Below are 25451 nucleotides of genomic sequence, written 5' to 3' on the forward strand. Positions count from 1 at the left end.
ATGCCACCCCTGCGTCGCTGCGCTCCGACTGCCCGGCCGGATGGCCGTGGAACAGGTGGCCAGATGGCCCTGGAATGCCTGGCCAGATGAGAGCGGACTGGGTGGCCGGATGGCGTGGAATCCGCAGCATCGACACGGGAATCGTTGAAAATCGGCGCAATTAGCGAAGTCAAAACGTAGTCCTGAGCCGACTTGCTACTCAGTGCGAGGCTCTGAATAGCTTGGTCAGTAGCGGCTTGAACCTGGATACCGCTGGTCATGCGGTTGGTCTTGGCCTCTTCGCTGAACCCTTTCTGGAGAATGTCCTCTAGCACGTCTGTATAGACGTTCTGCAAATGGGCGTTGAGAAACGACCGCGCCTCTGCACAGCTTTTCATGGTGCCGGCGGTACCGTCATAGACGTAGATGAACATCGATGAGTTCTGGTTTGACAGCACCTCCGCCCAGCCAGGCGATCGGTACAGGTCGGTCAAGGTCTTATCCGTTCTCAGCGCCACGGGGTTCAGTGAACAGAATGTCATGTACTCGTTCACCGATCGGGGCAGATCCCACCCGTCCGCTTTTCGGTAGTTTTGGAAGCCGTCCAGTGCCATCGGGTTCCGAAGAGCGTCGCGCACTTTCGACAATGTGCTCAGACTCGAGAACAGCCCGTAGTCGGTCATGCTTGGAGTAGAAAATGCCTGCTCCGCGGTTTTTGTAATGCCGTAGGCCACCGTTGAGATGACTGAGCCGACAAAGGCAGGGCCAAGAGGCACGTTGTCCACCACCCGCACCTGCGACGACACCGTATCCTCGATAACAGTGGTGGCTGTAGGGCCGTAGAACATCATGTAAAGGACGAGCACAAGGCCCGCCTTTCCGAAGGTAATGGCCTGGTTATTGAAAACAGCTTGGAACGCCAACAGAAATAAGCCTATCAGCGCGCCAATACGGGCAAGGTCTTCTGCGTCACCGCTGCCTGTGATCATTGCGCAGGCATTGAGCATGATCTCAAGGAACTCGGCGCTGCCTGTCGTGTAGATAGTGAAGTCCATGGATATCTCCGTTACGCGCCTGCGTTATCGTTGATGGTTCCCTGTGGCAGGGTTCCATTATCAAACACAGGGGCCATCTGGAGCATTTTCTCGGCTTGGCCATCGGCATCTTTGCCTTGCATTGCTTCCTCGATGTACGAGCGGTATTCATCCATGAGCTCACCCTTGGTAGCCCGCAGGTCCTCAATCACCTTCCCTGCATCCGCCATATTCAGGCTGGTCAGGCCTTTCTCTGTATGCCCAAGCAGCTGATAAATCAGGCTCATCGAAGCATCAGCAGCAATTTTCTTGGCGAACTGGTTCAGATAGTCATAACCGGATTGAGCCCCTGCCTTCTGGGTGATCTTCATCAAATTCACCCCTACTCGGCTTGATGCGAGGTATGCAATCCGGTTTCCGTCAGCAGCGGTTGCAGTGCCGTTCGCAAAACGCTCAAGGATTCCGTTGTTTTGAAGATCCTCTAGGATTCGAGTCTCGAGGCCCTTGAAGCTGGTGAGAGTTCGGATGTTCGGGTCTGAGCAGTCCGGGTCATCCTGGTCGCACTGGTAGACCTTGACATCAAGGTTGGCCGAGCCCTCAACAAGAATCTTCAGACCTTCGCCGGTGATCAGCTTCGGCATGGGATGCGCAGCGAAGTTTTTCCCCCCGCTGGCGTCGTTGGTGAGCGACACGTTGTAGCTGCCGACCATCGACATGATGAATTCCGCGTTTTCGTCGCTGCCGAATAGGATCTGCGACTGGAGGCCAGACTTCATCATGGCGCACCACAGAACATTCCCTGTGTTCTCACATTGAACGGCCTTACCAGAGGCAGCAATCCGGTTGGCTGGTGAGTCTTCTTTGGTGGATTTCGCGGTAAAGAAGTCAGATGAGACGTTCGACCCGAAGGCCGTCATCGCGGATTTGAAGTCGGTGCTTTCTTCGTATGCCTTTTTGGCATTCGTAACCAACCCACTCGCCAGCTGGCAGCTGTTGGAAAACATTTGATTGAGCGCCTGGATCTTGTTGGCCAGGTTGCGGATCACACCACCTGTCTGAGCGTCCATCGCATCGAGGGCCAACTCAAAGGCAAAGCCCGAAACAATGCCAGCCGCGTTCGACGCCACATTCCTCATGAGCGCTACAAACTCTTCGCCGTTGATAAAGGAGAACGAGCCGCTGTAAAGGTTGATCCCCCCGCATCCACCCTTTGCGCTTGGCGGGGTAATGCTGATGAGGTTGGCGGTGGATATCCGATTCCGAAGGACAACGGACCCGCCGGTAATAACGCCGCGTGTGGCTGTTTTATATGCCCCTGGACTGGTGACGTTGATCATGCCGCTGAACATTTCATTGACCTGCTGTTGAATGTTCGCGTGAGCCCCGAAGGGCACCATCAGCGCTACAGCAAGGGCGATCGGTTTGATTTTCACTGGGCACCTCCGTTGTCTTTTTGAAAGGCACGACGAGCTTCATCGCGCATCCGATTCACGAATTCGTTAGGGTTTTTGGTTGCATCGGGCGGGGCGTCAGCCAATTTTGTGGCGTCGATCAAACCCATGGTGTTAAGGCGGGATGTGGCGTTGTATTCCTGATCGGAAATAAGCCCCGCTTCATTCGCCGCCATTAGAATCCGAGTGGTTGCCGTCTCCATTGAAACGGTGCTGAAGCTGACGATCTTCACGTCATTCGGAGGGATGACCAGGGCCAGCGCCGGCGAGGTGATGATGCCAAGCTGCTCTGCGAGCCCAGTGTCGTACTGCGTGTTTGGGTATTTGCCGCCAGGAAGGGGTGCCCCATCCATAGAGACGGGCATGACAGTAAACCCGTACCTGAACTCGAGTGCAGAGACCGCTGCCAGGGCCTGTTCGCAAAGAATGCAGTCGTTACCGTTGTAGAAGAACATCAGCGCAGAGCTGCCAGCGATGAGCTTCAGCAGGGTTTCTTTCTGCTTGCCGGCCGCCGTCGCTAGAGCGTCGGAGGCGGCGTTGGAGGCGGGATAACGCATATCCTCGTCGAGGAAGGGGTCATTACGGATTACCTCGACGGAGTGACGCGAGAATCGCTCGGCCTTGTCGAGCATGATTCGCTGAGCCCAGAAGTACGCACTCACATTCTCCTTCGTGGGGTTATCCATGGCTGCATCACGCAGCTTCGGAAGCATTTCCCGAATCCACGCCACGCTGCCAGTCGGTGGCAACTCGGGCGCGGGCGGCTCGGAGGCTTCCGTTTCGGCAGGTGGTGGGGCCGCTGGAACCGGCGCGGGCTCAGTTTTCTGGGGTTCCTGTTCAGGAGGCGGATCTTCGTACCAGAACCAGCCGCGTTCTTTGTCCTGATAGAACGAAGAACCAGCAACCTGGGGCGTTTTTGACTCGGCGGGCTTGGTCTCTCCCGCAAGAGAAATGCTGCTTATAGCGGCAGCAAGCAACAAGATGGGGAATTTTAGGGGCGTCATGAGTCCGTCTGGCCAAGATGGGGATGCTCGAATTGTGAGCGTTGGCCAACAGGAGGGGGCGCGTTTTCAGGCGCTTTTACGGTCGGAAAAAGAGAGGAGAGTCGAGAAGGCCAGAGGCCTATCGCTGTGCGCGATAGACCTCGTGGCCGAGGAAGCCGAGAGAACCACGTTCACGAAGAACATCATTCCAATCGACACCTTTGGAGCCGTCAGGGATGGGCATGTCCGGCAACATTATTTGCGCCTTGATCCCCATTTCCCACAGACGTTTTTTTAAAGCGAATGCCGCTTTCTGGCCGCCCTCCTTGCGGTCCTTGTCAGCCCAGATTCGGACTGCTTTGGTGCAGGCTGGTGGTACGAAGCTCTCCAAAAGGTAGGAATTCACCAAGGGCCATACGGGTATACCCATGGCTGTTTCCACCGACAGAGCTGTTTCCAATCCTTCACATACATCCAAGACTTCTCCTGGATGCGATGTTGGCACCGCACAACCGGGAAGCTTGCGGTTGCTGGGGATTGGAAACATTTTTTTCGGCTCAGCGAGATCAGCTTTCTCACCCTTCATTGTCAGATAGTGACGGTTGATGGTCACAGCCTGGCCTTCAGGATCGATAAGCGTACACACTATCCCTGGATGCTTAGAACGCTTGCCGGCTTTGTCCTTGTAGGTCAATTCCGGATGAAAGCGAACGTAGCGGCTCAGCTCTGGTCGGTCCCAAGCAAGAATGCCTCGGGAGCGAAGATAGAGCCTTGCTGGTTCCGCTGATGGGTCTGTGAGAGGAACGGTTCCCTTCCACAGGTTGCGCATAGCTTCACGCAGCCAATCGTCTGAAACCTCTGGTTTTGCTGGGGCTCGCTCCTTACGGATTACAACGCTTGGGATAAATCCATCAGCGGTGCGTCCATACGGGTCTTTGACCCGGAGCAATGCTCCAACCTCCTGTAAAGCATGGTGAAAGCTCCAGCGGTTGACCCACATCAGCAAGGCTATGCCATCAGCCTTGACCCCGCAGGTACGGCAGATCCCGCCGCTCGACGAGCCTGCCGTCTTACGGAAAATCTTAAAACCGTCTTCCCCACCATGCACCGGACATGGAACCCCACGCCCTGCTTTTTTGTGAGCCGGCACCAATGAAGATGCGAGGCTTGCGTATATGTCATGCCAGCGGCCATCAGCGGCTACCAGCACATCTTGCTTCTCTGGGGCGTAATTGCCTTCTGAGTCTTTGGACATGGGTACCTCCGTTTGGTTGAGATGCGCCCCGAAGGGCGCATTTGCTGGCTATTACACGATCTTGATTTCCCAGGAGTTGCGGTAGGTATCAACCCAGTCCTGTTCTTTCTTGCCGTTGACATCGACCTCTTTGAGCACTTTCACGGGGGTTTTCCCGAGGAAGGTCAGCGAGATAACGTCACCTTGTTGCGCGCCGGACTGGCGGAGCTGAGCGCTAAGCTCAATCCCCCAAACCAGGTGCTCACCGATCCGAAGAAAGAACGAGTTTCCGTTCTTCTTGCGGAACCGATACGGCGCAAATCCAGACCCGCGGTATTCACCGGTCACGGACTTGCCAGCCACACCCTGAAAGTTGATCTCAGTAGCACGCGCGCCATGGTCATCACCGCCTTCGGCGGATTCGACTGCTGACGCTTTTTCTTGGCGCTCGGGTTGTGAATCGCGAGGGATGAACTCTCCCTTGATCTCGTCCGGCTGTTGATTCTCGATCGGTGCAACCTGTTTGCGATCTTGCGGCCGATACAGCTTGTTGATCACAACAGTTTCGAGAGGCTGCGTCGTTTCCTGATGCTCCGGCTCGGGCAGCTTGTGCGCGAGGCGGTCAGAGACAATGCAAAGGCCTTGTTGCAGTCGGAGGTAGCTAGGAACATCGAAGTCAACACGGATCATTGCTCTTCTCCCTGGCGACGCAGGTAGGAGGGAATGTAGTAGTTGTCATAATCGATGCTGTCACACCAACTGGCGTTGGCTGCGACTTGAGAGGTCTTAGTTGCCTGAGGGTACGAGGCCTTCAGGCAGCTGCGCAGATACCGAGAAACACCCAGCAGGATCTGCTCAGCGTTCAGAAGTACCACAGCGAGGAACACACAGAATGCGAAGGGCAAAATCTGCTTTGCAAACTGCGGTGCGTATACAGCTCCCAACATTGCAACGAGGAAGCCAAACGCGGTCAGCACTTTAACTTTGAGGGTTGTAGATGCCATTTTCAGTTCTCCATTTTTTTAGAACGGAGAACGCCCTAACGGGAGTTCCCCGTCAGGGTTTTTTTGACACAAAAAAAGGAAGCCAAATGGCTTCCTTTTTTGATCGGCGCTACGCGAACGTAGGCTTGGTTTTTAAGCTGATAAGCTCAGCTTGGCTTGCTCCCAGACGCATACACGTCTTGGGTACCAGTGGCAGCAGCATGCTGTCACTTAGGGTCAATGGCCTCCAGGAGGCAAATTCTTAATCGACCTTGGCCGATGAGTGCCGCAATTCTCGCCGCCATTTCACTCTGTCGTCAACCAGAAAAACGCACCTCAAATTCCGACGCTATTCGTGCGTGAAATCGAAATCCAGAGGCTCCGCAAGCTGGTGCAATAGTCCGGCCACCAACATCCGGAGAAACCGCTAATGGCGACCACTCAACCACAACCGACGAAATACCAATACTCCAAGCCATCCCTCAAAGGAAAGATGGTACTGAACACTGAGCAGGCGAAGTTCTTCGCCGGCAACCGTTTCGATAGCCTCATGACGGCTCTTTTTATCATCGACGTTACGTCCCGCAAGCTGGCCAAAAACCTCAAGACCTTTGATCACAAAGCGGTGGTTGATGCGGTCTCGAAGAAAATCGAGCGCATGGAAGTAGCCGTGCGTGACGAGTCTGAGCGGATGGACACGCTTTTGAAGAGTCTGGGAATCAAAGAGCTTGCAGGGTACAGCTCACCACTGACTCGCGAATTCGAAATCACCAGCCCAGAAATCAAGCGGATGAGCAGCCTGCTTCAGGCATTTGACCACCTGATTATCCAGGTCGATACCGCCTGGCTGCATGAGAAAATCGATAGCTCGGAAGCTGAGGAATTTCGTGCAAACAAGAGCAACCAAATGGCCCGGCTGATCCGCTCACTCGTTGGCCTCGGTCAGAGCGCGCGAGCAAAGGCATACGCCAGCAAAGTTGCAGAGCTCCAAGAAGATATCGAAAAGGCAGAAGCCAAAGTGAGCGCCGAGAAGGAGGAGCGCGAGGCTGCGGGTCACATTGAGCCTGAGGGCAATGTAGACGCACTCGATTCGCTTCCTGAAGAAGCGGTTGCCTGATAGCTCCAGTAATGAAAACGCCCCGCATTGCGGGGCGTTTTGCTTAGGAGGTTCATTATGCTTGATGATCTTACTGCCACACCGGCCAGATCCAGTAGAAGACGCAAACGAGCGCCGGATCAGCCTCCCCTACGCGAATCCACCCCACTGTGGACAGAAGAGCTGGCCACCGACGAATCACTTGAAGCGCCGCCAGAGGCAGTATTTTGGGATACGGTCGCGATCATCTCTGTCACTGCTGCTGTTCTTGTTGGGGTGGCGATAGGTGTTCCTCTCGGGGTCTATCTTCATGGCACGTTGTAGATCCATCCTCGCCTCGGCGCTTCAGCTTTTCGACATGTCGTCTTGCAGCCCAATACCCCCCCTTGATTCTGCGCTCGCTCAGCGCCCGGCAAATTGACACCACATGGCCCCGAGTAAAAACCGGGGCTTTGTAGGACTGGATTTTACGAATCACGCCCCAAATGCTGTAGACCCGCTCAGGCATTCCATACGTGAAGCTGGCCTGCCCTGCCATCACTCCGTAGCTGTGGATTTTCTGAGAGTGGACTCCGGTGACCTTCTGAACTGCCTTCACGTGTGCGTAGTTCTGCATCAGCGGGTTTTGCACGCGATATTTCCTTCGGCCGACGATCTGCAACCAGCTTTCAGGTGCTTCAGGGTAGGTAATGATCTTTCCCTTGAAGCACTTCGTTTCCAGGACAAAGATCCCGTAGCGCGACACGATGATGTGGTCAACCTGTGTCGACTCTTCCCTTGTCTTGCCTCGATAGATCGCGTTGGCGAACACCTTGTATTCGCCGCTAAGGCACAGGCGGAGCATGAAGTTCACCTTGTACTCCCCCCACCATCCTCGGTATGCAGGAAATTCAAGTAGTCGAACGTGGGCGATGCCCGCGAGAAGCCCCAGAATCAAAACAGGGGGCAGGTACAGCATTAGAAAGTCATTCATCAATTTTGCACGAGATATCCCGGCCCTCAGACCAAGGGATAGCGCGGCACGCTCAGCGTACCTCTGCTCTCGCTGCCTCCTTTTGGGATTGAGGGCTATCGGTTTGGATGTGGGAATAGGCGTAGCCATCGGCCCGCTGAATCAGGGTGCAGTGGCGGTGGTGGATGCCCTGCACCACGCCATCAGGCGTCTGGATGTTGAAGCTGCCGGTCTTGCGCACGGCGACGCGACCCTGGTGGGTGCCAGCCTTTTTGCCGGTCGGCACCTCGGCGCGCACCTGATCGCCGGTCTGGAAACCGAAATGGCGTTTCTGTCGGGTCAAATAGCCGCGTGGAAAACCGTGGGCGGTAAGGCGGGTGCGCTGGTACTCGCCGCGTCCGGTGGCCTTGATCGCCAGCGTGGGGCGTTGCCAGTGCTCGATGGCCCTGATCTCACCGACACTGGCTGCATCGAGCGCGTGGGTCTTCGGAAGGCCGAGGCATCGTCGGTTAAATTTGGTTTGCGCCCCGGTGCCCGTGGTGACCGACAGGCCGGTATCCAGCAGGGCACGGAACAGGGCATTGCGGGTGGCGTTGACGGCGGCGGCATCCCGAAGTGGGACTTTGGCTTTCGCCTTGATTCGCGCCAGCAGCTCTGACCTGGCCTTCAGGAACACCTCGACTGGCTGGTTGCCCTTGCGCTGATTACAGGGCCGGCAGGCCAGGGTCAGGTTGGGCACCCGGTCGCTGCCGCCGGCACTGCGCGGAACGATGTGCTCGATCTCCAGCGGCGTATTTTCAGCGTCGCAGTAGGCGCAGCAGCGGCCCCACTTCTCCAGCAGGTATTCGCGCACCTCGTAGCCGGCCAACTCGCCCTGCTGGTACTTGACGCCGCTGATCTCCGGGTTCTGCATGGCCTGCATGTCGAACTTGACCCGCTCGACTGCCAGATCGCTGATCGGAGCCCAGTTACGCATCCTCCCGACCCAGCCCAGCGTGGTGTCCAGCCGGTGGCGCAAGCTTGGCGGCAGCCAGCCTTCCGGCCGGGTGCGGTTGTCGAAGCGCGGTGTGCGGTGGCGCAGGTTCTGACCACGGCGGCGACGGCGAAACGCCGCCCGCTGCTGCATGGCCTGGCGAATCGCTGCGCCCCGATGGGCCAATTCCATCAGTGAGAGAACAGACACCCGCTGGCCCTTCTGGCGTACCAAGGCAATGCCAGTGAATTTGCTGCCCGGATCGAACTTGAGCGTCAGCGATTGCAGCGCGCTATCGGCCTGCCGCCGATCCACCAGACGGATCACGAACGGCACCTGCCGGTGTATGCGGGCGCGACCGCGCTCCAGCAACAATCGCGCTCGCTTCTCGCTGCATGGCATCAACGGCGTGCCTGTCTTATCCAACACATAGACCGCCACGGCGATCCTCCTTTGAACTATGCCCTTACGGGCCTGGTGACGGAGCCTTGCGGCTCGCTCCCCTCGGGAATGTCTGCACCCGGCTCCCGCTGTCGCGGCGGTCGGAATCTTCGGCGTTTTACCTTTCGCCAGCATGATCCCGACCTTCCAGTGCCCGGAACTGAGGAAGCATTCCGGGGTGGGTCGGTTCGACCTGGTGCAAACGGAGCGGGTTAATACCGCTTTCCCTGGTCAACCCAGCCTGCTTTCACAAGCTCCGACCTTCAGGCCGGGGTAGTTGACTCATACCATCGCAAATCCGCCCTTACGTGCGGATTCTCCATTAGAGCTTCGAGCAGCAATCTGTCCATCGCCAGAACATGTACATGGCATCGTTCCCAGTACCTGGAACATGCCGACTAGGCCCACCCTCCCAAGTCTGCGGCGGTTCTCCGAGCCACATTGCTCTGCTGTTCTGCGACTTTGGCCAGAACTGGGTCACTTTGTACTGGCTTTTCGGAATCGTCGGGTAGATACCCGCCTTGCACACGTTTTCATCACCCATAGTGCGTCGAGCGAGGCCCCTGCGGTGTTGCTGAGCGATCACTCGCGCAGCCAGCAATGCTGTCGTCCGGTTTGCATCTTGCGCCACGGTTACGCCGGCAAATGGGTAGATGCTCCCCCATGTACCGGTACACCACCAAAGCGACTCAAGAGGTTCCTTTCGAGCGGTAACCAGCGCGGATTCGGCAGCACAGGCCGCAATAGCGATTGGGTTTGCCACGGCCGCGGACTCGGGGTGCTGGAAGAAAGCCAACGTACCGTTGTTCCAGGTCGGGTCGATCTCAGTGAAAGAGATGATATCGAGGTCGAGATAACCGTCCGGGTTGCATTTGGTAGGCGTATAGAGATCGAGGATCTGAAGTAGCGGGAATGCATACAGATGCGCGTGGTAGAACGACCCGGCAGCCTGACCTGTCTGGGTGCTGTTGTCCTGCCGAAGTCGGCCATAGCTGCGCTTGTTGCCAAGCGGCAGCGTTACACCACCTAGGGTTGGCGAGCAGCCTGGCTTACGGACAGTTTCAACCATCCGTGCCGGCTCCCACATTGCAGTGATGATTCCGGGCTTGTAGATCGAGGATGAGCCTTCCTGGCAGATGCAGAAGACCATTTTTGTAGCCTTCGCGGGGGCTGTGCCGGGGGTTATTTGCACACCAGAAACACGAATTGGGAAGAGGCACGCCCAGCAGATGTCGGTGAACAACTTCGGACCAAAAAGGCCAGAGTCCTCACACATCACCTCTCCGGAAGAGGACGCCTCAGCCGCTATCCCTGGCAGGGAAAACATGCCTGCAATCACCAGAATTGCGGCGGTTATTACCTTATTGATGCTCATGATTGGCCTCCTCGAAGGCTGTTTGAGCAACCTCGCGGACGATAAAGTTTTTGGTGTCGGCTGTTACGACAGATGGGGCTCGAAAGATTTGGAAGCGCTCCGCCATGTCAGGCGGCAGCAGGTACAAGGGCGCATCCAGGCTGTCCTGAACGCTGTTGAACAGATCCCAACCAGAGGCAGTGGGAATCTGAGTCGCCATCACAGTGACGGTCAGATTTGCCCCATGGTCTGCATATTCACGCTTCGCCAGGGCAACCTGCCAAGGTTGCGTCGGATCAATCACGACCAGTTTCTGGTCAAACGGCATCATGTCGAGTGGATTGATCCTCCCCGCCTTCTGAACAACCCTTCCTTGGCTATCGAGAATGTCATTGGGAACGATGACAGATGCGTCGACGAGGCGTGTCGCACTCTCCGTTACCGGAGGCAATGGGTGCCCTTTGTGGTTATCCCAAAACCGAGCGATTGCTCGCTTCTTCATGGCGTCGGTGTCCAGCTCTGCGATGCGCTGTTTCGCAACCTCCATGAGGTCTGGCTCGATGATTTCCTGTGTAGAGCCAATAGTGCCTAGATCCCCACGCTTACCATCCTTAACCGCCCCCTCGATATAGCTAACGGAGGACGACCCAGCAGCTTTAGCGATCAAAGCATCATTCGGTGCTTCGAGAGCGACGGTGGGGACGGCTGAAACGCTATGACGCTGGAATGCGAGAGGATCGAGCAGAACACTCACAGTGCTTTGCGTCTCTTGCGTGAGGAGGTGCATTTTGGTCACAGCATCGCCCATCGACATACCATCAGGAATGCCTCGAAAAACGATGCCAACACCAGGCAGTCCGTCAAAGGACAGCAGTATGTCTTTGAGGGCAGTGGCTCCCATCGACCACGACACGAATATTAGAGTGCGGTTTCCATCGCCCAGGGGATGTTTTTTCTCGCGATCTGAGCCATCTGCGCTGGCGAGTGCTGACTCGTTCTGCAGGGACTCCTCATCACTGCCTTGAGCGATCGCCTTTTCGGCCATCTCACCCACCCAACTCATGTCATCGCGGCCGCTTACTTCATCGCGTGCCGCTTTCGCATTTCGGCTGATTTCCCTGACCTGCTCGAGGAGCGCCGGATCGAATTCATTGATGTCGTACTTGCGAATGCCAAGGTCATCGCCGGCGATGGCCATCGTGCAGCCGAAGGCCAGCCCAATGCACATGGCTAGTTGCTTTTTCACCATATTGGATACGCCTTCCCGATGATTTGGTCCGTCGACGCTGAGCCCCAGTAGCGGGAGTCGAAAGAATCTGGCGTGCGGCCGAAGAACCAGTAACGGCCCTCGCCTATTTCCCCTTCCCGAACGTATTTCTGGGGATCAATCCCGTGCTGGTTGGCTACCTGAAGCCCTTTGCCCACGGACACGCCATTGATGGTTGTCTCATCAAGCGTGACCTTGGCGCGATCGCCAGGCATCCCCTCGAGCACCTTCACGATGATCGTGCCGTCAGCAAAAATCGGACTCAGACCTTTGGAGTGAAAGGCATAGATTTCCCCTCGCACCAGGTCATCCTGCTTTTTATCGATGATCCATAGCCTGTAAGGGGGCAGGCATAGGGAGTCCTGGCTAGCGATAGCGATCGAATAACGGGATGCCAGCAGCACAACGCTGCCGGCAACCACTGCGGAAAAGAGTAGGCCTTTGCCGAGAAAGGCTGCCGAGAGTCGCTTTGGAGCTCGATCTCGCTCAACCTTCGCCATTGCCCTTCGCACCTTGGCCTCAATGCTGAAGGGGTTCGACAACGCCATTACGCGACTTCCGCCGGATTAGAGCTGTACTCGACACCTCGGTCACGGAGCACGCGCAGAATTGCCTCATCCTGCGGAACGCCAGTGAGCGTGTAATTTCGGATCGCCTGCACATCTTCAGGTGCGGTCGAGTAGAGGAGGATCGAATATGGGTCCACCGTGAGGCGCACGATACCGGCCCCGCGGGGGGTGAGCATGAAGATCTCGGAGTAATGCCCCTTGTACGACTTAACAGTCTTCAGGATTCGATAGCCACCCTCTCCCAGCGGCAGACGCTTGTTTTCCTGGATAGCATCAATAGCTTCGGCCTTTTGACCGAGTAGGAGGGTGAACGCGGAGTTTTCAGCAATGGCCTGTCCGACTTTGTTCTGATAGAGGTCGTTGACCCCCTGGGTAATGACGATGGCACTACCCCCATATTTCCGGAATCGCCGGTAACCGTGCTCAATGAATTCACCAACGTTGCCCTGGGAGAGCAGCGACCAGGCTTCATCGATGATCACAATTTTCGGGCGGTCACGCTCACCGAGGTACATGTCCTGCTGGATTTGGTAGATCAGCTGAAGGAGCACCACTTGCTGAAGGTGTTGGCGGCCCTTCAGTTCCTCAAGCTCGAGTACGGTGAAGGGATTCTTGAAGTTGAGATTGTTCTTCCCGTTAAAGAAACGGCCGTACTGCCCCTTCGAGGTGAATGCGAAGAGCTGATGGCCAATGTCTTGAATACGCGGATCTGGGTCGCCAAGTAGAGAATCGGCGATGTTGTCGACGATCATCGTCTTGCCCAGCTCTTCCCAGCATTGTGTGAGGTGCCTTTTTAGCCCGGCAGTTTGGAAGTCGATCAGGGGCACGGTTGGGGCAGCCATGGCAGAGAGCAGCCCAACCAGGACATCCTCCTCCTCGCTGTAGTCCTCAATCAGCTCGAAGGGGTTGAGACAGAGATTCGACTCCTGGTCAAAGCGTGCAAAGTCGCCCTTGTACGCCTCAGATAGCTTTAGGTAGGACAGGCCCACGTCGATGACCCACACCTTCGCTCCAATGCTCAGATACGACGTGATGAGATAGTTGGTCGCAAACGACTTACCGGAGCCCGACTGGGCCGCGATCATCGCGTTGTAATTGGTGTCGGAGTCAAAGAGGTTGAAGCTAACCGGCTGACCGTTTCGGGAAATGAACGGGGCCACCTGGGTTCCAGTGCCCTTCCAATCGCCATAGATCGGCAGCAAAGGTAATGCCTGGGTGAGGCTCAATGTCTTGAACCGGAACAGCTCCCTCATCGCATCCGGGTCGGCACACATAGGTAGGGAGTTCACGAACACGGGCAGCACACAAAACTTGTCCTCCATGAGGCTGAAGCCCTGCGTGGCAAAATGGCTCTTCGCATTCGACGCTGCCTGAATGAGGTCTTCCCGGTTCCGGCCGAATACCACGAGGGTCATTGTCGCCTGTACGTTGGGAAGCCCTTTGTCGAGATCTTCAAACAGCGTGTCATAGGCTTCCTTCGTCTTCCGTAGAACGGGTACGAAATGCACCATCGGGCCGAAGCTCTGGTTGATGGCCCATTGGCGGCGCTTCGACAGCTTGTCCTTTGTTTCCAGCTGGGGAGGGAAATACAGGGTCATGTTGATGATGCAGTTACCCCGGATTCCGCCGCGCTGGGACAGAATGTCAGCGAGGTACTGAGAGGCATCGCCCTGCCACATGACATCAGGGAAGCGCTTGGCCGACAGCGTTTTTACAAAGCAGTCATCTCCGATCTGAAGGTGGTCTTTCTTCACGTCGAGGCTGCGGTTGTAGTCGAGGATCTGCTCATTCAGGGGCTTGTCTGTGTCCGCCTTCATGTCCGGATCTTCGCGCCACGACGCCGATGGCCCTTGGTTCAGGATGGAGGAGAAAATTTCCCGGTAGGAGTCGTTGGTGAGCGGCACGGCTGCCAGGTTGCAGCTGTCCAGCGAGGTTCGCAGTCCGTCGAAAAGCTCCTTCGCCGCGTTCGCTTCTGTCTGGGTAGGCAACGCATTGGCGATCGGAATTGTTACGGATACGACCAGGCTCTGTTCACGAATGCGTACACCTGAGATTGAATCAACTGGGCGCATGGTTCGGTCACTGAAATACTCGGCCCGCGCGTTCGTCACTTTCTCCAGCAAGGCTTGGGTTTCCACGGGAAGGTCAGTGCGGCCGGATTCACGGAAGGCCCGACGCAGACGAAGGAATCCCGTCTTCATCTCATTGATATTTTCAGTGCAAATCAGGCTGAACTGAATCGTTGTCTTCTCAGGCCAGTCGACCGTCAAACCAGCTTTCAGGCGGTCGCCTTCATCCCCGTTTGAGCCTGAGAGCGGGGAACACAGGAATGCGAATCCTAGGCGGTTCCCTTCCAGCTGGAACAGGTAAAGATTCGGCTCGTAGGCGAGGCCGTTGATCAGCTTCGAGAGCCGAGGTGTTGAGCGGATAAGCGCTTTGAGCATTTCTGAATTCCTTAGAGGGTGCGATTCGATTCAATCCAGGCGCGCAGGCCTTCTTCAGGCTTGCCTTCTCGGGTCAAACCGTCATCACGAATGAGGAAAGGGACATTTCGAGCTCCAAGAAACTGAGCTGTCATCCGGCGCTTCGAGATCACATCGAGATCACACTGCGCGGTTGGGAGCTGTTCGAGAGGAGTTTTCATGTCGCCGGAAGCGCCAGCTTTCCACGCAGCAACCTTGTCTTTCGCGCAGAGGAGTTCTTTGGTGCGCACCGCGCTCTCTTGGCTGAGCAGCGGCAACATCAGCACGTCGAGTCGATACCCCTCGGGAAGGGATGAGCGGGCTTGTTGAATGATCTCTTTGCAGAAACCACAAGCAGGGTCGGAGAACATGGTGATTGCTTTCTCACCGTTGCCGACTGTGAGGGGGGCGAGATCCTTGAAACCGAGGTTGGTCTTATCCACTGGGATGTAGTGGGCGGCGATCCGAGCATCCTCGATGGTTTTTAACTCTTTCTTCGCCCACACGTCATAAACCGTTCCCTGGATGATGAATCGGCCGGTATCGCTGATGATGGCGAATTTGCCGTTCTTCTCGATCGCCAGCATTGCAGACGCAGGAAGCATCACTACCTTGTCTGCGTTCTTGTCCGCAGGGCTCGCTGCTACTGCGGTGCCAGCCAATGCAAGCAGCGTCATCGCAAGAATGGTTCGGGTTGGTTTGAACATGGGCTTACCTCCTGAGTCGATTCACCCAGAGTATTTGGCCCGGAAAAGAAAAGGCCTCTTTTTCAGGACGTTTTAGCGTCGGAAAAAGAGGCCTTTCAGAGAGGCGTTCTGACTGAGATCAGAAGCCTACAGGCAGGGCTTGGAGAGCGTTGGTGACTACAGCTGCTGCTGGGATAGTTGCCGACATTACCGACTCGATAACATCCGGCGCAGCATAGAGGCCAACACCGCCGCCAACGCCAGTAACGAACGGCATAAGCGATTGGCGGAGAACGCCCGCGCCGATGCCGGTGAGGATCATCAGACCGATCAGAATGCGGCCGAGGGTACCTTGCATCCACTCAGTCAAGGTAATCCACACGCTATCGAACGTATCGCCGCCGGTACCCGCGAGCGCGGTACCGGCGACCACCATTGCCGCTGCGATGGCCATCGTTTGGAGGGTTGCTTTGTTGACGTGCATTGGTCTTGCTCCTAGAGGTTGACATGCGCAGGGGCTGCGCTCAGGAGACATTTTTCGTGCTTTCCGTAAGCCTGTGTTTCGCTTTCAGGCGCATTTGTCGACGGAAATTAAAAAGGGCCGCTTTATGCGGCCCTTCTCTTTTACTTGTTGGAGACTGGAGGCGATTCCGCGCCGGAGTTATCGATACCTACCAGCGTAATTACCGGCTCGCCATCTGGATAACGCCACATTGGCACAGAGATGCTGTTTGAGCTGAGAGCCTGCTGCTCACCATTGATGAACCAAAGGTTTTTGGCCATGCGGCCATCTTCATCAGTACAAACGGCTTTTGCCAGCCAGGAGGTTCGACCTACCACAAGCTCCAGCTTGCAGACCGGGGGCTTATTCCTTGCCACCGAGATATCAACCTGGCCTGTTGCTGTGTGCCCCATTGCGCTGGCAACATCCAGTTTCACCGTATACACGCCCTCCTCTTCAAGGGTCGCTCGCCCATAGTCCCCTGAGCTTGATAGCGTCTCCCCGTTGAGACTGAACGTTTTGCTGAGTATCTGGTCCTTGGGATGCCCGCCGGTGATTGATGGTCGGATCAGAACGCCCAGCGGGGCACGATTCGCGTCGTTATCCCCACTCCAGGACAATTTCACATCCCACGGAATTGGCTCCAAAAACTCCATCTCTGTTTCGGCATAGCTGTAGTTGCCCCGCGAGTCGGTGATATGAGCACCGAATGTGTAGATCCCCGGCTCAGTCAGTCGAACGATGCGACTGGTCTGGCTGGAGTCCTTGATCATTTCGAGGCCGGCGTAAGGTGGGATATCCCACTCGATGGTCAAGCCCTCGAACTCTCGGAACAAGCCAAGAGAGCGAGCCGTCATGGTCAAGTCTGCCGGCGCATACTTGGCTGAGTATTTGGTGTTGATCTTCCACTCAGGCCAGTCGTACGACCAGAAAATAAGACGGTGCTGAGTTAGGCCCAAACCGCCTCGATCCTCATACCCATTGATCCAAGATCGGACGCTGATGTAGCTCTCTTCTTTCTCCATGTCCTCCCGAGTTGGGGTGTACTTCACCTCAGTGGAGTCGACGACTGTGCCGTCAGGCAGGATGAACTCACCATCCATTGTCATATCCATTTTCGGGTACGGCATCATCAAGTTGGCGACCCAGGTAGCTTCCTTTCCTACCTCAGGACGGCGCGGCCCGATGATCTGGACACGAGGCGGCCGGACAGGTCTAAACGCAACGCCTGCACGGAGGGTTTTGTAGACGCGCTTATCCTCTGGTGAGTCTGAGTATTTCAGCCTGGCCGTGAGGTACACACGATCAGCAGAGTTGCGGCTCAGTCGGTAGGAGCCTTCCCCTGCGGCCCAGGTTTTACCGCGATCCTCCGACCATTCCACAACCATTCCGGTCGTATCGAGCGCATTACCTTTGAGGTCAGTGAGCGTGAACGTACCGCTATCGCCAATAAACACGTTTGCTGGGCCTTTAAGGCGGGCAACGGGGACGACATAGGCAATAACTTCAACGGTAGGGGTCATGGATTTCGCGCCGCTATGGCGGTTCGTCAACTCTGCCCTCAGAAGATATGTACCCCGCTGAAAGACCATGCTGAGCCGTTGCGGCAGCTTCGCATTGGCCTCAACGTCCTCCCACGTCACACCGCCGTCCTTGCTCATTTCCCAGCGCACGCCACCAAGGTCTCCTGACTGGTAGCGATCGTTGGTGACGGCGTAGAAGCTGCTGCGAAGAGGAGCTGGGCCGATAACCCGCAATGCCTGGATTGAACCATCGAGAGATTCGCCGTTGAGAACGGAAAGCACCATTGGCGAGCCCGACTCCCGAATCAGCTCGTATTCCGGCACAGGAGAGCGAACACGCGCTTCAGCAATAATGCGAACCGCCTTGTTCGTCAGCGATTGCAGATCGATCTCAAACTCAACTTCACCGTTCTCGTCGATGGGCTCCCAATTTGTCATCGGCTCATAGTTCACTCCGGCGGTTGTCGAAAGCAGGCGAATATCCCAGTCGCCCATGCTGCTCAGCCGATATGCATCCTCCATGTAACGGGTGTCTTTGATGGCCACGCGGATTGGAAGGCTGACCGTATCCAGGACAGTTCTTTCGTCGTTGAGAATGACAGGGAGAATTTTGTCGTGAGGCACCGCCAGGAGTGACGCGGTTTTGGTCGTCCTCATCTCTGGCAACGCGGTGTATCCAACGTCAACGGAGTAAGGCGTTACGCTCCACAGGGGAGCCTCGGCTCCCTCGATGTAGCGCGTAAACCGCTGGGCACGACCGTAACTCGGAATCGTAGACCGTTCGATCACTGCATCTGCCCTGTTGATCGCCACGTCCAAGGAGGCTGCGATTGCAGTAACTGATGCGCTCCCAACATAGCCGCCGAGTTGTGAGACTGAATACAGCCCCTCTTTCACCAGGTTGCTTGCCGGCATATCGATTTCGATCGCCGGCGGCTCGATCACGTTTACGGTGTGCTCCCCGTAGCCAATATCGATTTCCTGACCACTCGGCGTAAACATGGATGCCTTCCAGGAGATGTTGTTCGCTCCAAGCAGGGTCATTGTTCCTTCCGCGAGTGGCGTGACGGTGTTGCGCTGCTGGGCCATGCCTTCTGGCATCTGCATCCAACGGATAAGGCACGATGGGCGGCTCGACCATTGCTGAGCCGTCTTTTTCGCAACGCCTTCATTCGCCGTTGCATCACACACAGGGCCATCGGTGTGACGGAGCAACAAGGAAAGTTGCTGCACCTTCTGATAGGCCTCTGCCGGTGCAGGCTTCAGGCCAAAGCGGATCTGATCTGCAACCGGAAGGATCTTCAGGTCACGAGCGAAGCTCGCAACCTTGTGCTTCACGCCGCTAGGGTCAAACACATACGCGGTAGCCTCGATAGCCTGGTTACCCAACGAACTCCCGCCGGCATCCATCATCAGGTTGGCCAAGCTACTAGCGTTGCGCCATTCATCGGGCGTTTTCGTCCAAGTGACGTAGCAAGCACGATCCTGAAGTGCATTTTTCGGCTTCGCGACAGTTTCGCTGGTCAAGATGCTGCATGCCCCATTGCTCGGGCTGAAGCTGATTTGAGCCCGGCCGGACGCTTGCAGAATCTCCCATGTATCAGCCGTCAGTACGCCCTCCGGAGCCCATACGGTTACCGGCACGGAATAGACAGGGCCGGCCATATCGGCGCGACTTAGATAGACCAGCGCCTGGCCATCGACCCCAACATCCAGGCCACCTAAACGGGCCTCCAGCAGATCGGCAGTCATTTTCGTAGGTACCAGACGCATACCGGTGCCTTGAGAAAGCTCACGATGCTCCAGTGTCACCCCAACCTTCGAATCAGGCGTGACGATGGCGATGATCTCGCCGCCGAGAGCCTGAATCACTTCCTGGTCGGGAATTCGGAGCGCATAGCCACCCAAGCGGGTTGTCATTTGGTGCTTCACGGCCGGGATGCTCGGGGCCACTGAGGTAGGCTGAACTTCGCGGTCTTTGAACATCTCCCACGCCGGCAAAAGCTTCAGCACAACATCTTGATCGACATAGAGGCCATCCTGGTCAATGGCACGAATCTGTACTGAGGTTTCAGCCTGGCCATCGGTCTTATAGGTGATGCTCATTCCCTCCACCGTCACGTGGCCATGTGCTGGCTGTTTGACGACTTGCAAGGTGTGCGATCCCCAGTTGTTCGGATCGATCACTTTCAGATCGGCCGTTCCACCGATTCCTGCATACATCTTCACTGTCGAGGGGGTGATACCTGTTGGTGCAAAATTGAACTGAGTAACAGTGACCTTCCCCTCTCCCTCCACGCTGAGCCCTTCCTGGTCCGTGGCGCTGAAAGTGAACGAATCTTCCCCATAGAAACCCGGATTAGGGGTGTACTCCATACGGCCATAGAACACACGGACAGTCCCGTGCGTCGGGTTCGTGAGGATCTTGAACGTATGGCTGTCCCATAGATTGATGTCATGCACCTCAGGATCAACTTGGTCACTCACTTGACCTTCGCGAGCCTGAATGGTTACTCCCGTCCAGGTAGGGGCGTAATTGAACTTCGCGACATTCACAACCGCGGTCGCTTCAGCCCTCATCCCTGACACGTCCTGCACGCGGTACCTGAACTCATCGGGGCCAACGTATCCAGTGTTCGGGGTGTAGGTGAAGCCGGTAGGGGTCGCGACTACAGCGCCCTGGGACGGGCTCGACAGAACTGAATAGGTTTTCTTCTCCCACGCCGCAGGGAAATCCTCTACCGGAGTTGCGTCCACCGATGAGCTTTCGTTGACGCTGACCGTCAGTTTCGTTGTTACAGGCGGCTCTATTACCTGAATGAGCGATTGTCCCTCTTCGAGGGTGATCTTTTTCCCGGTGGTGTCGTAGACGCTAGCCGTCCAGCGGATCGGATACTTCCCGGAACGAGTGAAAACGCCGGTCAACTCAAGAGGATCGAGCGCTTTGATGCTCAGGTCTTTCGGGATGACCGAGAACTCAATCAAGCACTTCAAGGCACCGCCGCTCATGCCAGCACTCTTTGCCGCTGCGTCATCACCAGTGATCGAACACGTTGGGCCCGAGCGCTGCGTCATGGTGACGGATGCAGTCTCAATCGCACGAGTAACACTTTTCTCATGCAGCGATTGGATGAAGGTTGTTGAGCCGGTCGCAGCTTTGACGCTCAGTATTTCCTCACCGCTGCTCAGCAGTACCTTTTCCGTACCCTTGTTGAATACATAGAGGGAATAAGCGACCTTCTGCTGGCCTGCGTCGAGGACTCGCCCTGTCAGCTGAGTGACCGGGTGCGGTGCACCAGAAACCTCTACTTGCTGAAGGCCTCGGGGAATGCTCGTCCACTCAAGCAAGCAGATGGGCGACTTGATGGGATCGGCAGACCTTGCCACCGCGGAAGATGTCGTTAGAGGGCAAATGCTGCTAGCCGAAGCGGACAACTTTACCGTGGTGTCAGTCATTGCCTGTACAGGATTTTTATTGTTGATGCCAAGCGTGACCTTGGGCATCCAGGTATTGATATCGGCGTACACCACAGGAGCATTCGGCGCGGAGGTAGAAATGATCACACCATTACTTCCGGTAGCTCCCTGAGTTACCGGAACAACAGGTAGCGATATCTTACCGCCGGTACTAGTGAAGTTGAGTTGGCTAATCGTTACTGTTGCCCCCGGATTGACGAGAACACCGCCAATCTTTAGGGGTGTTGCTGCGTCAGACCTGAGCGTTGCCAGCAGATCATAAACACCAGAAACTGGCGTACCGTCCGCAAGCTTTAGCTGTTCGCTGTTTATCACCACAGAGCCATCGTTACGATTGAACTCTTTTGGCACCGCAGGGATATTAACGAGACCATTTACATGACCAACGATCCCAGCCATCTTAGGGCTGTAGAGGAACGTGGTTGAGCCAACACCCTTGTTCTGTTGTGAGTCCTGCGCATTGACTCTGAGCGTATAACTCTCTCCAGCCGTTAAGGACGGGAATAGGATCGGGTACTCAAGGCCATAGGTAGTAGCATTGAGCTTGCGGAACGAAAGAGCAATAGATTCGTTAGCCGGCCCCCCAGTCAAGCTAATCGATGTAATCTTTGGTGCGGGGTCTTTATTGTCAGTTACCGTAAAGGTGATTTTGTCGAGTGTATCAATAGAATCACTCACACCCTTGCTTACCGTAACAACTGGCTTTGTCCGATCGCTCTGAAACTTGAAAAGTGGTAGCTTTGTTATTGCGCCTAGATTTTCGCTAGCAACACCAACCAGATCATGGGAGCCTTCAGGCAGGGTTTTCAGATCGAACTCGTATTCAAAATATTCACCAGATGACGATGTGAGTTTTTTGGTAACGCTCAGTGCTGTTCCGCTAGTGTTTTCAAGCCATGCCGTATTGTGACGAAGAGCGTCTTGATACGCGCCTTGCTGCGGTTGTCTGACTTTGAGAGTCAGTATCATCTCCGAAGAGTTATAGGTATAAGACAGGACTGGCAGATACAGGTCGTTCCACCAGACGTCCGCCCATTGGCCGGTTGCACTCAACGTGCCGTCTGCACTTCTCAGCACGCCTTGATCGTGAAGATATCCAGATGTGCCTTTGCTCAGCGGGACGTTGACTGCGATTTCGCATTGGGTCTGCCCGGCAGGAATAGTACAAGTGCCCATGTGAGTAGCCACTTGGTCAAAAGGTCGCGCCTCGACGGTATACCGAACTTTCGAGACGGTGACAGGTAACTCCTGAGGCGTGACTACCCTGGGCGAATATCTCATCCAGCCTTTGTCGCTAAAGTAATATTCGATACGGCTTATTACGGGCGTTTTAGGGGCAGACGGATGCAATACTAAATCGTAATGGATAGTTCCTCGCGTGCCCCACTCGCCAAAGTTATAGAACCTGATGTAGTTAACGTCTTCTGCTCGATATGGAAGCGACCCGACAAGGTAAACATAGGCCGAATCCTCGCCAACAATCTGGTTCTCTCCAAAACTGTTTGTGAAGCGTATACCCCCTTGTCGGTAGGTGTGCCAGTTGCTCTTTGGGATTCTCCATGCAAGCCGTATCGGATTAGTTTTGACATAAGATCCGGCGACATAGGGAACAAACCCCTTTAGGCCTGGCGCGAGAGTAGTTGATACACTTGGGTCATACACACCAAACGGCTCAGTTGGTGCGTTGGCAATGTTGTCAAACATTACCTTCTGACGCTTGGTTACCGTAGAGTTGCCAGCCTTGTCGGTGACAACAAACTCAAGCCCGAAAACCTCATCCAAGTCTGAGTCAGGGAAGAAGTCTGTCCTGTACTGAATCGAGGCTGTTTTGCTTTCCTCAGAAAACAGAACATTATGCTCTTTATACAGAGCACCAGACTCCCTATAGACTTTAGCGGTAACCTTGCTAATTCCCGACGGGTCAGAGAAACCGTCCAAGACGAAGCTCGAATATGTCAAAGCATCGATTGCTGCAAGGCCGAGCTTCCAAACTTCGCCAGTGAGAACGGGATCGCCCCATGTATATGGGCGCGGGGCAAATGTCCCAGCTATTGGGCCAGCGGTATCAATAACGAGGGGAACGTTTTCAGTTTGAACAACAGCCCCAGCGCTGGACAGAATTTCTGTTTTTACGGTGTAGCGTCCATCCGGTAGCTTCGGACTGACAAACTCCTCGGCATAGTAGTTCTCACCGTTGTAAGAAATAACGTCGCTAGCCCCAAGCACCTTGGTGCTTTCCTTTACGAAGACAGGTGTGGCGGCACCGTTAGCAGTCACCGCTATGCGCAGTTTTCGGTCAATACCACCGCTTACCATGAACGATATGCCAGTGGATGGGTTGATAAACCCTGTGCCTGGCTCCGTATTGGTTTGAACCCCTGCACTGTTCGTATAGCCGTATTTAACAAGATCGGCATACGCACCATTGATTGGCACAATTGCCAAAGCGATAGCGCCCAGAAGCGCACCACTCACTTTATTGAGGAACGATGGCCCTCGGGTCTTTGTCGTACCCATCGTGGAACTCCTTTAACTCGCGTTGGCAAGCGAAACCTTAGAGTATGTTTTGTTAGGTCTTGAAACGACCAAATGCGCCTGCTTTCGCAAGGCGCATTTCTGCTCAACCGCCGACATTTCGTTTAATGTTCTACTTGGCAGAATTAGCCTGTGGCGGTTGAACGATTGTGAGGGGACGCAAGGTTGGTGTTGCCTGGGGGGTTCGTGCACCGATCTCCCAACGACGCGCTTCTACCTCGGTATAAATGAAGCCTGGAACATACAAATCGCCTTTCTCATCCTCCCACGGATCAACTGCAATACGCATGACTACAGCCTGCGAGCGGATCGGAAGAGGATTTCTTGCTCTCATCGGCATTGGGGCGTTGTCCGACCCCTCAGCGATAAGCACGCGAGTTGAGCCGGTTCCTGTTGATTTACCACTGTCGGCCTCAACGCTTTCTTGCTCTTGCTTCAGTTGGGTTTTGTAGTCATCACCTTCAGTTGCCGAATAAACATCTTTCGCGGACATGCAAGTAACGCCATTTGGCATGCCTTTACAGGCGTACTCACTTGAGCCTACGTTAAGAAGATTCGTGCAGCCGGTAGTCAATGCAGTAATTGCGCATACAAGGATAAATTGCTTAATCATCACGATTCCCTTAATTGTTTACGTCATTAACTTTTAGAGTTGCTGCATTGAACTTAACGGTCATGCCTTTGTTGACGATAAAGTCAACATCGCGCATTGCATCGATTTCAATAACAGGGAAGATGCTTTCAGCCATTTCGAGATAGAAGTCGGCAATTCGCTCAAGAGCCGTGCCAGCCCCGCTGAAACCGGCCGACTGAAGTGCGTTGCTATCGAATGCCTGCTCGTAAACAGGAGCAACGGTGTCGCCGTTATCGCCAGCGCGAGTGACGTTGATTGTCGGTACCTTTTGAACGTTGAACGCGCTTGCGACCCCCTGCATGAAGCCAGCCATAAGGCTTCTTGCGAGGATTTGGCCCTGCTTGCTGACTAGACGGCCGCGGATGCCTGCCTTCCCATCCTCGCCTGTTGCGTAAGCCTCCAGGCTGGACTCCAGCACCGAACCATCATTGCGTACGCACGACAGGCGCTCCGCTCGCAAATAGGCTCTTTCCGAGCTGAGGTCACCCCAGCCGCCGGCGATCAGAAAGCATTCGCGAAAGTCAGCCCTGAAGCGGTTAGGAAGGATTGCTTCGTTCTTGATGCGGATCAGGCTCGGGAAGGGGTCGCGCTGTGCCTGCTTTCCAGTTGGCGCGTCCATACCTGTGACCAAAACGCCAGACAGGATCGATCCAGCGGGCAGGGTCACAGAAAGCTCCTCAGGCTTGTCGCTCTTCCCCTCGTCTTCCTTGCCCTTTATCACCCGGATCTTAGGCGTTTCCTTTTTCTCGCTTGATCGTGATTTGGGGTCTTCCGGTTGCTCAGGTGGAAGGTTCGAATAAACGTCAGTCAGATCTGCTGGCGAGCTCGTTGCTTTGTTGATGAATGCTGATTCACGAGGGGGGATAGGGGATCTCGCCTGGGTGGCTGTCGAACTACTCGACGAGGTATCACTACCCTCACCAGTGCCTTTCTTTTCGCGTCCAACCCGCGCCAGCTCCTGCTGAAGCAGCTGGAGTTCTTGCTCCAGACCGCTCACTTTTTCTTGCGTATTTTTGAGCTGAACGTCCTTTTCTTTCTGTCCCATCACTCGCTCAAGGCGGTTTTGCTGCGCCTGTAGCTGTCGCAATTGGCTGGCGATGGAGTCCAAGCCCAACGCACGTGGGTCTTCATCGGTGAGGATGGCCTCTACCTGTGGTTTTGCCGCTGCGCGCGCTTTGCGCTCGGGGCTCGCCGCGTTCATGGCGACGCCAACGATAGTACCGACGACCAGAACCGTCCCACCGATGGCAAGCATCAGCTTGCCTCTGGGCGTGAGTTTTTCGAGGAATTGCTGAATCGCTTTCACTGATGGTTCC

General features: G+C 55.5%; 18 protein-coding genes. 1 reads left to right on the forward strand and 17 read right to left on the reverse strand.

Translation table 11 applies throughout. The features are described from left to right. From G7020_RS15850 to G7020_RS15875, 6 genes are all read right to left on the reverse strand, one after another. Window positions 1–1034, reverse strand: a 1034-nt coding sequence (locus tag G7020_RS15850) for a conjugal transfer protein TraG N-terminal domain-containing protein (RefSeq protein ID WP_181086186.1), incomplete at its 3' end; no start/stop codon positions are given. Window positions 1035–1045: 11 nt separating this feature from the next. After that, window positions 1046–2446, reverse strand: a complete 1401-nt coding sequence (locus G7020_RS15855) for a conjugal transfer protein TraH (RefSeq protein ID WP_047297003.1) — start codon at window positions 2444–2446, stop codon at window positions 1046–1048. Beyond that, a complete protein-coding gene (locus tag G7020_RS15860) occupies window positions 2443–3468 on the reverse strand; it encodes a thioredoxin family protein (RefSeq protein WP_102685523.1) in 1026 nt (341 codons plus the stop codon). Before G7020_RS15860 ends, G7020_RS15855 begins: the two co-directional genes overlap by 4 nt. A gap of 118 nt (window positions 3469–3586) precedes the next feature. Further along, window positions 3587–4702: a DUF7146 domain-containing protein gene (locus tag G7020_RS15865; protein WP_102685522.1), complete on the reverse strand. Its 1116-nt coding sequence runs from the start codon at window positions 4700–4702 to the stop codon at window positions 3587–3589. Between the two features lie 51 nt (window positions 4703–4753). After that, window positions 4754–5371 (reverse strand): DNA primase, encoded by a 618-nt coding sequence (locus G7020_RS15870; RefSeq protein ID WP_102685521.1) that lies wholly within the window; start codon window positions 5369–5371, stop codon window positions 4754–4756. After that, window positions 5368–5685, reverse strand: a complete 318-nt coding sequence (locus tag G7020_RS15875) for a hypothetical protein (protein WP_181086188.1) — start codon at window positions 5683–5685, stop codon at window positions 5368–5370. Before G7020_RS15875 ends, G7020_RS15870 begins: the two co-directional genes overlap by 4 nt. Window positions 5686–6094: 409 nt before the next feature. Between G7020_RS15875 and G7020_RS15880 the strand changes: the two genes are divergently transcribed. After that, window positions 6095–6781 (forward strand): hypothetical protein, encoded by a 687-nt coding sequence (locus G7020_RS15880; RefSeq protein ID WP_181086190.1) that lies wholly within the window; start codon window positions 6095–6097, stop codon window positions 6779–6781. A 232-nt stretch (window positions 6782–7013) separates the two neighbouring features. On the opposite strand, the gene G7020_RS15885 is transcribed toward G7020_RS15880, so the two are convergent. The 11 genes from G7020_RS15885 to G7020_RS15935 form a co-directional block, all read right to left on the reverse strand. Next, on the reverse strand, window positions 7014–7733 hold the full coding sequence (locus G7020_RS15885; protein WP_234451858.1) for a nuclease-related domain-containing protein: 720 nt from the start codon (window positions 7731–7733) through the stop codon (window positions 7014–7016). Between the two features lie 52 nt (window positions 7734–7785). Continuing rightward, window positions 7786–9126 (reverse strand): RNA-guided endonuclease IscB, encoded by a 1341-nt coding sequence (iscB, locus tag G7020_RS15890; protein ID WP_181086194.1) that lies wholly within the window; start codon window positions 9124–9126, stop codon window positions 7786–7788. A gap of 322 nt (window positions 9127–9448) precedes the next feature. After that, a complete protein-coding gene (locus G7020_RS15895; RefSeq protein WP_033050424.1) occupies window positions 9449–10453 on the reverse strand; it encodes a TraU family protein in 1005 nt (334 codons plus the stop codon). A gap of 34 nt (window positions 10454–10487) precedes the next feature. Beyond that, window positions 10488–11729, reverse strand: coding sequence for a TrbC family F-type conjugative pilus assembly protein (locus G7020_RS15900; RefSeq protein ID WP_181086196.1), 1242 nt, complete (start codon window positions 11727–11729; stop codon window positions 10488–10490). Continuing rightward, on the reverse strand, window positions 11723–12295 hold the full coding sequence (locus tag G7020_RS15905; RefSeq protein ID WP_102685515.1) for a S26 family signal peptidase: 573 nt from the start codon (window positions 12293–12295) through the stop codon (window positions 11723–11725). Before G7020_RS15905 ends, G7020_RS15900 begins: the two co-directional genes overlap by 7 nt. Further along, window positions 12295–14760 carry a type IV secretion system protein TraC gene (gene traC / locus G7020_RS15910; RefSeq protein ID WP_013100910.1) on the reverse strand — a complete coding sequence of 822 codons (2466 nt, stop codon included), beginning with the start codon at window positions 14758–14760 and terminating at the stop codon, window positions 12295–12297. Before traC ends, G7020_RS15905 begins: the two co-directional genes overlap by 1 nt. A gap of 11 nt (window positions 14761–14771) precedes the next feature. After that, window positions 14772–15485, reverse strand: coding sequence for a DsbC family protein (locus G7020_RS15915; RefSeq protein ID WP_013100909.1), 714 nt, complete (start codon window positions 15483–15485; stop codon window positions 14772–14774). 118 nt (window positions 15486–15603) lie between these two features. Then, window positions 15604–15948 carry a TraA family conjugative transfer protein gene (gene traA, locus G7020_RS15920; RefSeq protein ID WP_013100908.1) on the reverse strand — a complete coding sequence of 115 codons (345 nt, stop codon included), beginning with the start codon at window positions 15946–15948 and terminating at the stop codon, window positions 15604–15606. Between the two features lie 140 nt (window positions 15949–16088). Beyond that, on the reverse strand, window positions 16089–23483 hold the full coding sequence (locus G7020_RS15925) for a DUF4165 domain-containing protein (RefSeq protein ID WP_181086199.1): 7395 nt from the start codon (window positions 23481–23483) through the stop codon (window positions 16089–16091). A 130-nt stretch (window positions 23484–23613) separates the two neighbouring features. Then, window positions 23614–24114 (reverse strand): type IV conjugative transfer system lipoprotein TraV, encoded by a 501-nt coding sequence (gene traV, locus G7020_RS15930; protein WP_181086201.1) that lies wholly within the window; start codon window positions 24112–24114, stop codon window positions 23614–23616. A gap of 10 nt (window positions 24115–24124) precedes the next feature. Further along, window positions 24125–25441: a TraB/VirB10 family protein gene (locus G7020_RS15935; RefSeq protein WP_147811271.1), complete on the reverse strand. Its 1317-nt coding sequence runs from the start codon at window positions 25439–25441 to the stop codon at window positions 24125–24127. Window positions 25442–25451 lie beyond the last annotated feature (10 nt).

It is taken from the genome of Stutzerimonas stutzeri, assembly GCF_013522825.1.
In the GTDB taxonomy this organism is placed as follows: domain Bacteria; phylum Pseudomonadota; class Gammaproteobacteria; order Pseudomonadales; family Pseudomonadaceae; genus Stutzerimonas; species Stutzerimonas stutzeri_AK.

Coding starts and splice junctions, on each gene's coding strand:
- G7020_RS15915 (WP_013100909.1), bottom strand. CDS start 15,485: ATGTTCAAACCAACCCGAACCATTCTTGCGATGACGCTGCTTGCATTG.
- G7020_RS15875 (WP_181086188.1), bottom strand. CDS start 5,685: ATGGCATCTACAACCCTCAAAGTTAAAGTGCTGACCGCGTTTGGCTTC.
- traA (WP_013100908.1), bottom strand. CDS start 15,948: ATGCACGTCAACAAAGCAACCCTCCAAACGATGGCCATCGCAGCGGCA.
- G7020_RS15880 (WP_181086190.1), top strand. CDS start 6,095: ATGGCGACCACTCAACCACAACCGACGAAATACCAATACTCCAAGCCA.
- G7020_RS15865 (WP_102685522.1), bottom strand. CDS start 4,702: ATGTCCAAAGACTCAGAAGGCAATTACGCCCCAGAGAAGCAAGATGTG.
- traV (WP_181086201.1), bottom strand. CDS start 24,114: ATGATTAAGCAATTTATCCTTGTATGCGCAATTACTGCATTGACTACC.
- G7020_RS15870 (WP_102685521.1), bottom strand. CDS start 5,371: ATGATCCGTGTTGACTTCGATGTTCCTAGCTACCTCCGACTGCAACAA.
- traC (WP_013100910.1), bottom strand. CDS start 14,760: ATGCTCAAAGCGCTTATCCGCTCAACACCTCGGCTCTCGAAGCTGATC.
- G7020_RS15925 (WP_181086199.1), bottom strand. CDS start 23,483: ATGGGTACGACAAAGACCCGAGGGCCATCGTTCCTCAATAAAGTGAGT.
- G7020_RS15900 (WP_181086196.1), bottom strand. CDS start 11,729: ATGGTGAAAAAGCAACTAGCCATGTGCATTGGGCTGGCCTTCGGCTGC.
- G7020_RS15860 (WP_102685523.1), bottom strand. CDS start 3,468: ATGACGCCCCTAAAATTCCCCATCTTGTTGCTTGCTGCCGCTATAAGC.
- G7020_RS15885 (WP_234451858.1), bottom strand. CDS start 7,733: ATGAATGACTTTCTAATGCTGTACCTGCCCCCTGTTTTGATTCTGGGG.
- G7020_RS15895 (WP_033050424.1), bottom strand. CDS start 10,453: ATGTTTTCCCTGCCAGGGATAGCGGCTGAGGCGTCCTCTTCCGGAGAG.
- G7020_RS15905 (WP_102685515.1), bottom strand. CDS start 12,295: ATGGCGTTGTCGAACCCCTTCAGCATTGAGGCCAAGGTGCGAAGGGCA.